Source organism: Tissierellales bacterium, from assembly GCA_025210965.1.
GTDB lineage: Bacteria > Bacillota > Clostridia > Tissierellales > JAOAQY01 > JAOAQY01.
Genome location: JAOAQY010000011.1, coordinates 1 through 8058 on the forward strand (window position 1 = coordinate 1; position 8058 = coordinate 8058).

The 8058-nt window shown below is 33.9% G+C and carries 8 protein-coding genes; 3 read left to right on the forward strand and 5 right to left on the reverse strand.

The features are described 5' to 3' along the window. Positions 1 to 133 precede the first annotated feature (133 nt). The 4 genes from N4A40_00620 to N4A40_00635 are packed head-to-tail and all read right to left on the reverse strand — an operon-like array spanning position 134 to position 4089. Positions 134 to 1252, reverse strand: coding sequence for a metal ABC transporter permease (locus N4A40_00620; GenBank protein MCT4660332.1), 1119 nt, complete (start codon positions 1250 to 1252; stop codon positions 134 to 136). Further along, entirely contained in the window at positions 1252 to 2391 is a 1140-nt protein-coding gene (locus N4A40_00625) for a metal ABC transporter permease (GenBank protein ID MCT4660333.1), read from the reverse strand. The genes N4A40_00620 and N4A40_00625 overlap by 1 nt, the downstream gene beginning before the upstream one ends. Before the next feature lie 9 nt (positions 2392 to 2400). Next, positions 2401 to 3138: a metal ABC transporter ATP-binding protein gene (locus N4A40_00630; GenBank protein MCT4660334.1), complete on the reverse strand. Its 738-nt coding sequence runs from the start codon at positions 3136 to 3138 to the stop codon at positions 2401 to 2403. Between the two features lie 9 nt (positions 3139 to 3147). Continuing rightward, the gene (locus N4A40_00635) at positions 3148 to 4089 is read right to left on the reverse strand and encodes a zinc ABC transporter substrate-binding protein (GenBank protein ID MCT4660335.1); all 942 of its coding nucleotides are present in this window, start codon (positions 4087 to 4089) and stop codon (positions 3148 to 3150) included. Between the two features lie 264 nt (positions 4090 to 4353). On the opposite strand from N4A40_00635, the gene N4A40_00640 reads away from it, so the two are divergent. Together N4A40_00640 and brnQ are read left to right on the forward strand one after the other, a co-directional pair. Further along, positions 4354 to 4533 carry a hypothetical protein gene (locus N4A40_00640; protein ID MCT4660336.1) on the forward strand — a complete coding sequence of 60 codons (180 nt, stop codon included), beginning with the start codon at positions 4354 to 4356 and terminating at the stop codon, positions 4531 to 4533. Positions 4534 to 4654: 121 nt separating this feature from the next. Continuing rightward, positions 4655 to 5920, forward strand: a complete 1266-nt coding sequence (gene brnQ / locus N4A40_00645; GenBank protein MCT4660337.1) for a branched-chain amino acid transport system II carrier protein — start codon at positions 4655 to 4657, stop codon at positions 5918 to 5920. A 124-nt stretch (positions 5921 to 6044) separates the two neighbouring features. Here brnQ and N4A40_00650 read toward each other — a convergent pair whose 3' ends face one another. Next, complete coding sequence (locus N4A40_00650) at positions 6045 to 6509, reverse strand: Hsp20/alpha crystallin family protein (protein ID MCT4660338.1); 465 nt, start codon at positions 6507 to 6509, stop codon at positions 6045 to 6047. A gap of 359 nt (positions 6510 to 6868) precedes the next feature. Here N4A40_00650 and N4A40_00655 point away from each other — a divergent pair, with 359 nt between their 5' ends. Then, the gene (locus N4A40_00655) at positions 6869 to 7804 is read left to right on the forward strand and encodes a hypothetical protein (protein ID MCT4660339.1); all 936 of its coding nucleotides are present in this window, start codon (positions 6869 to 6871) and stop codon (positions 7802 to 7804) included. Positions 7805 to 8058: the final 254 nt, after the last annotated feature.

Here is an 8058-nt window from a genome sequence, read left to right on the forward strand (position 1 = left end):
AAGTATCAGCCCATGGAAATACAGAATCTAGAAATTTTAGAGTTTGGAATACAGTAAATGGAATTCCATATGGTGAAGATTATTGGGTTGTATATGTTTCGGATAGAAAATAAGAGATGCTTTCGCATCTCTTTTAATTTTCCACAATATCTTTGTAACTCGCTATCACAAATTCACGGCCACTATCTGTCAGTTTAAACATATCATTATCTTCGATAATATGGCCTTCAGATTTGAGTTTTATTACTATTTTGTTTAAGAAATGCTTAGGCCAGTTAAGATGATCATATATTGTATCAATTCCATTTTCCACTTTCGCATTTTTGGCATTTTCATGATAGTAAATATGAAAAAGCATTGATTTTGCAGTGAAGTCTATTTTTTGGAAATTTCGTCTTCTAATAACTGTAATTAGACCTCTAGATGGTGCTAGTATAAATACTATTAAAAAACTTAATCCGGTCATAGAAGCCATTGCACCTGCGATGGATACGTCAATTGCAAATGCGAGTTGATATCCGAGCAGAGCATTTATAGCGCCTAAAATAGCACTGATAAATAGCATTTTTTTCAGATCATCAGTTATCAAATAAGCGGAAATCGGTGGGCCTATCATGAAAGCAATTACTAAAATAGAGCCAACTGCTTCGAAAGCACCAACTGCTGTTATTGAAACAGAAGCCATTAGAGCATAGTGAAGCACTATAGGTGAAAAACCAAGTACAGCGGCTAATCCTGCATCAAATGTAGCTAATTTCAATTCTTTAAAAAATAGATATATAAACCCGATATTCAATATGAGAATTACTCCCATAGAATAAAGAGCTTTAGCTCCAAAATCAATACCAGCTATTTTGAGTCTATTAAAAGGTGCAAAAGCAAGCTCTCCAAGAAGTACAGAGTCAGTATCTAAATGTACAGAACCAGCATATTTAGATATAAGTATAATAGCCAAGCTAAATAAAAGTGGGAAGACTAAACCAATTGCCGAGTCTTCAGATACTAACTTGGTTTTAGTCAATATCTCTACAAAGTATACAGTGAGAAGTCCCATGAGAGTAGCACCAATTAAAAGCAATGGTGAGTTTAAACTATGGACAGCAAAGAAGGCCAGTACTATACCAAGCAATATGGTATGAGTTATGGCATCAGACATCATCGCCATTTTTCTTAAAACTAAAAATACACCAGGTAAAGCACAAGCTATAGCTACTATAACGGCGATTAATTGAATTTCTAATTGTGGAGTCATTATTGCACACCTTCTTTCAATACTGTATGTGACTTTATATAGTCCATTCCCTTAGGCGTTATAGCCCAAGTTGCAAAGTACGCTTCTTCAACTAATCCTCTTGATTCTAGAGTTCTAAGGCAAGCAACTAAATGTTCTGTTTTTTTACCTGCTTTTGTTTGTATCGGTTTTATAGTCGACAAACTATGAGCATGACGTGGATTGTCATGATTCATTGCCAGATAATATAGATTAAGTAAAACCTTATCCTCTTTTATATCTTTTCTATTTTTAATTTCGCGAATTTGTTGCCATACAAGTCCTCTATTTGGCGCAAAACTCATACTTATCAGAACAATTAAACTTACTACAATAACGATAGATGGTCCAGTAGGCATATTTTGAATAGATGAACTAATTAATGTACCAATTATACCGCTGATGGCGCCAAATAAAGCAGCGAGTATAGTCATAACTGATAATTTGTCAGTCCACTGCCTTGCTGCAGCTCCAGGAGCGACAAGCATTGCACTCATTAAAATTACACCTACAGTTTGTAGACCTATAATTATCGCAGTTACTATTAGAGCAGAGAGCAATAAATTAAGTTTTTTAACTGAAAACCCTATACTTTCTGCAAAAATTGGGTCAAATGTTGAAATTTTGAGTTCTTTCCAGAATAGTAAAACCAGTACAATAACAACTATTCCTGTAATAAATATAGTATTTAAATCTCTTCTAAGAAGAGTCGAGGCTTGACCAAATATAAACTTATCCAATCCTGCTTGATTTGCATTTGGCATCTTTTGAATTAGAGTAAGAAGAACTAGACCAAATCCAAAAAATACAGATAAAACAAGAGCTAATGCAGAATCAAATTTTATTCTAGAATATCGATCAATCAAATGGACTAAAAGGGTTGCAAGAAGCCCAGTAATTAGAGCACCTATGAGCAAAAATTCAGTGTGCTTAGATTGAGTTAGTATAAATACGGCAGCTATGCCAGGTAGAGCTGCATGAGACACAGCATCTCCAAGTAAACTTTGTTTTTTTAATACTGCAAAGCTACCAACTATTCCACTTATAGCACCTAGCAAAGCTGAGCCTAGAGCAACTAATTGTAAGGTGTAATCTGATAAAAAAACAAGTATATTGTCCATAAAAATCACCTAACCTTTCAGAACAGCACCAGTGCTACGATATGCTTTTTTTAAGTTTTCATCAGTAAAAACTTCCGAGACTGGACCACTTGCTATTATTTGAGTATTTAAAAGAGTAACCCAATCAAAATACTCTGGAACAGTTTGTAAGTCATGATGAACTACAACTACAGTTTTACCTTTTGAGCGCATTTCCTTGAGCAAATCAATTATGGCTCTTTCTGTTTTTGCATCTACTCCTTGGAAAGGCTCATCCATGAAATAGAGATCAGCATCTTGAACCAATGCTCTTGCCAAAAAGACTCTTTGTTGCTGACCACCAGACAATTGACTGATTTGTCTAGATGCAAAATTTTCTATGCCTACTTTTTTGAGAGCATCTAGTGCGAGTTTTTTGTCGCTAGACTTAGGTCTTTTAAACCAACCTATATGACCATAGCGACCCATCAAAACTACATCAAGAACTGTTGTAGGAAAGTCCCAATCGACACTACCTCTTTGAGGCACATATCCAATGTGCTTTCTTTGAGACGAATAAGGGAGGCCATTGAAGAGAACGCTCCCTGAAATTGGCTTTATTAAATCAAGCATTGCTTTTATAAGCGTAGATTTGCCAGCACCATTAGGACCAACTATAGCCATTAGAACGCCCTGAGGGACACTCAAATCTATGTCCCATAGAACTGGTTTTATTTGATAAGCAACAGTCATATCTTCAACTTCTATTACATTGTTTCTTTCTGTCATAAAAACCTCCTATTTTAATGCATCAACTATTGTATCTATGTTTGATGTCACAGTTCCGATATAAGTTCCAGCTTCAGTATCAGGTGATCCAAGTGAGTCGGAGAACAATTCACCACCAATTTTTACTTCAAAGCCTCGAGATGCAACAGCTTCTTGTAAAGCTTCTATATTTTTCTTTGGAACTGATGATTCTACAAATACGGCTTTAATTTTGTTTTCTACTATAAAATCAGCCAAGTCTCTTACATCTCCAGTGCCAGCTTCAGATGCAGTTGATATTCCTTGAAGCCCCATAACTTCAAAACCATATGCTTTTCCAAAATATCCGAATGCGTCATGAGCAGTTATCAAAACGCGCTGACCTTCAGACAATTCTTCTGACCTGTTCTTAACATACAAATCAAGTTCATCCAATTTTGCCATATAATCTTCATAGCGTTTTTCGAATGCATCTTTTTTAGATTCGTCTAATTTTATCAAGCCATCCTTGACTACAGTTGCAGCATTTTTCCAGAGATTAACATCAAACCAAACATGTGGATCGTGCAAATCCGAATCATCAAGAGTTATTAAAGAATCTTCAGGTAATCCATTTGCTATTTCGACAATTAATTTCCCGCTAGATTCTAGATTTTCAAATATTTCGCCCATTTTGCCTTCTAAATGAAGCCCATTGTAGAAGATTAAATTCGCTTCTTGCATTTTTGTAACATCACCGGCACTTGCCTTGTAGAGATGAGGATCGATACCAGGGCCCATAAGACCTTCAACATTTACGTCATCACCGCCTATTACACTAGCTAAGTCTGCTAGCATAGTTGTGGTTGTAATAACATTTGGTTTTTCATTTGTGCTTTCTTTAGATGTTGCTCCTTGGCAAGCCGAAAGAGTGATTAAAAAGAAAATGCTGATAAGTAAAATAGATAATACTTTTTTTGATAATTTATTCATAATAAATTCCTCCTATAAAATATGATATGTAAATTTATTGTCCGCTTATAATATACCCAAAATTTGCAAAAATCACAGATTCTTTGATAAAATTGTAATATATTTCAAAAATGAAGTCAATACAAATTGAGAAGATTTATCAAAAGCAATGCGTTGGTGAATGAAAAAAAGCATATACTTAAAAAAATGAGTCAATTTACAAATTGTGGGTAAAATTTAAAAAGGGATTTTGGAAAAATTTAAAATTTTGAAGGAGGCGAGTTTATGGGATTATTAGAAGAATTAGCAGAATTTAAAAAAATTATGGCAGAGGTAGGATTAGAAGGAACAGTTTCTAATACCGTATATGGTTATGTTTATAATGAATCATTCACAACAGAGAGGCTAGGAGAGGATTTTGAGGAAGCAAAGAAGGCACTCAGAGCACTCAGTGAAAAGAAATAGTAAAAGATTGATAAAAAATAGTCATGATTTTTGACTTAACGCTATTCACTTTAGTCAAAGGGTGTTATAATAGTCGAGGTGAAGAATAATTTGGAATGAGGAGGGCTTGACCTTGAGAAAAATGACAGATGTTCTAGTTGTTGGAGCAGCACTATTTGCAATGTTTTTTGGTGCAGGAAATTTATTATTTCCACCAACGCTTGGATATGGAGCTGGAAGTGAATGGTTTACGACAGCATTAGGATTTATTATTACCGGTGTAGGACTTCCTATACTTGGAATTATAGCACTTTGTAAAAATGGAGGTACAGTTGCAGATTTATCGGATAAAGTACATCCACTTTTTACCAAAATTTTGAGTGTAATTATAATACTGGCACTTGGACCGGTATTGGCAATACCTAGGACTGCAGCAACAGTGTTTGAAGTTGGAATTGAACCCATGATTCCAGGAGTAAAACCAATATGGATTGCAGTTATTTATTTTGTGATTACGTGGGCTTTTACTATAAAACCATCTGGCGTGGTTGATAAAATAGGTAAAATATTGACTCCACTTTTAGTATTGATGATGGGAATAATAATATTTAAAGGAGTACTAAATCCTATTGGAGAGCCTGTTTTTAAAGATACTGGTTTGGCATTTGGAAGTGGATTTTCAGAGGGCTATCAAACTATGGATGCTCTAGGCTCTATACTATTAGGAGGGCTCGCATTAGTTGCGTTAAAGGAAAAAGGATATACTGAAAGTAAAGAAAAGTTAAAATTAGCAACGCAGGCAGGCATTATTGCAGGATTAGGATTAGCATTTGTATATATGGGTCTAATACACATAGGAGCTATGACTAGTAGTTTATATGAAGCGCCTCTTAGTAGAGCAGGGCTTTTGATTGAAATAGGAAGAAGAGTATTAGGTGAATCAGGTCAATTAGGGCTTTGTTTGGCAGTTTCAGCTGCATGTCTTACCACTGCAATAGGTCTTACGGCTGTTGTAGGAAATTTCTTTGATGAGCTTACGAATGGTAAAATAAAATACGAGCTTGTAGTTACTTTAGTATGTTTATCTAGTATTTATGTAGCTAGTCAAGGCGTAGAGGCAATAGTTAATCTTGCAGTTCCACTTTTGGTTATATCGTATCCTATAGTTATACTAATTATTGTAATGAATTTATTTAGCGAATGGATTGTTAACCCTAATGCTTACAGAGGCGCTATAATTGGAGCGACTATAGTGAGTTTTTCAGAAGTATTTGGTTTTGCTTGGACGAAAGTGCTACCGCTTTCAAATCAGGGATTTGCTTGGATTGTTCCTGCTATAATATTGGGAGTTATAGGAAGTATTATTAAAAGTAAATCAAATAAAATAGATAATGTAAAAGCAGCGTAACTTATACAAAAAAGTTATAGCCTAAGTTTTCAAATACATAATTGAAGACTTAGGCTATTTTTATTTTGCTTTTTTGAAATAAACATGTCAGTGCTATATCAAAGCATTAATCTATAAATCTAGTTTAGTCTATAGATATACTTCGTTTTGACTCGCTTAATTCAGATTTCGGAACATTAATTTTCAAAATACCATTTTCTAACTTAGCACTTATTGATTCTGATTTAACATTTTTTAGGTAAATACTTCTTTGCATAGCGCTAAATTTACGTTCTCTATGGATATAATTATCTTTAGAATTATCAACTTCTTCTGATTGTTTAACAGAAATGGTCAATTGTTCGTTTTGGTAATTTAAGTCAATATTTTCTTTTAAGATGCCAGGTAATTCAGCATCAATCAAATAGGCATTATCTTCTTCTCTCACATCTAATTTAAAACTTCCCATAGAAGTTAGCATTTCATTGTCGAGTCGATGTGCTGGGAAGAAATTGCTGTCAAAGAAATTATCAAAAATGCGTTGCATTGAAGCAAAATCTTCATCAAAAGGTTTCATAGAGTGACGAGTGTAAGGTGTTAGATTTAACATACAAATTCCTCCTTAAATTTAAATATACAAATAGTAATAAGTTACAAACCTCTAAAAAAGAGATTCCAAAGCAATTGTTAGCACTCTGCGTCGGTGAGTGCTAACTACTTTACAACTTCATTATAGAAACTAAGTATAGATTTGTCAATGATTAAAGTGTAAATATTCTGTAAACAAAAGTCATAAACGATTTATAAAATATGAATTATTGAGTTTGGAAAAATTTGTTGCTATAATAGTAATGTGGGAGAGAAGGTATCATTTTGAAAACAAATATCAGAAAATTCAATCACAAAAAGACAGTTGTGATTAATCTGCAAACGTATTCAAAATGTATTTGGTGAAACGGAGGATTGATTATGAAAACGTTAAGTCGTAGTGGTTTTGATCGAGCGAAAGAAATTATATTCAAACGTGGTCGCGAGATAGAAAAAAGTATATTTGAAAATTTGTTTTACAATGGAACTAGAAAATCAATCGTTGATTCGGTTAGAGCTTTTCAAAATGAAGATGGGGGATTTGGCAATGGTTTAGAATCTGATTTTAGAATGATAGAATCATCACCAATGGCTACATCTATAGGCATAAGGTTGTTAAAAGATTTAGATGATAGATATGATGCAAGTGATTCGATACAAAGAGCAATCGTATATTTAGAAGGTGTATTTGATGAAAATCGAAGTGGCTGGTGGTCAGTTTCAAAAAAAGTGAATGACTACCCACATACTCCTTGGTGGGAATTTGATATAGCAAAAAATAGTACTGTAATAGATGCATCATGGGGTAATCCTACTGCAGAGATCATAGCTTATTTTTACAGGTATAGGAAATATGTTAAGAAATTAGATGCTAGAGCACTTAAAGATATTGCCATAGAAAAGTTGCTTCAAAAAGAGGAATTTAAGTCCGAGCATGAAATATATTGTTATATTAAGCTGTATTATGAATTAGATGAAGAAGATCAGAGAAAAATAGAAGGAAAAATAGAAGAGGCAGTAGATAAATTGCTTATTAGAAATCGTAAAAAATGGGAAGGATATGTTCCTAGACCACTAGATTTCGTAAAAGCACCCGATCATAAAAAATTTGGAGTAGAGACAAGTCTCATAGAAGCACATATAAATCAATTACTAGATGAATTAGAACAGTATGGTAAAATCAGTCCATCGTGGGGAGATTCCTATTATGAAGGAGATTTCAAAGGTGCTTATTATGAGTGGGAGGCAAAGTTGACACTTGAAACCCTTAGAATATTGAGCAGATATGGTTACATAAAGGAGAGGGATTTGATCTAGGATACAAGCGCAGTATATAGGTAGTGAAAAACTACTTGTGTACTGTGCTTTTTGTTTTTTTAGATTAAATTAAGAATCGCGATACATATAGGACATGAAAGTATGATAACATGATATCTGAGACGAAATAGGGAGGTATTTAACATGAATTATGGAAAAATTATAATTACAATGTTATCAGCAATGCTAATTAGCTCATCGGGGGTTGCATTTGCTAAAAATGCAGAAAATTGGACGACTACTGTTAAATTGCA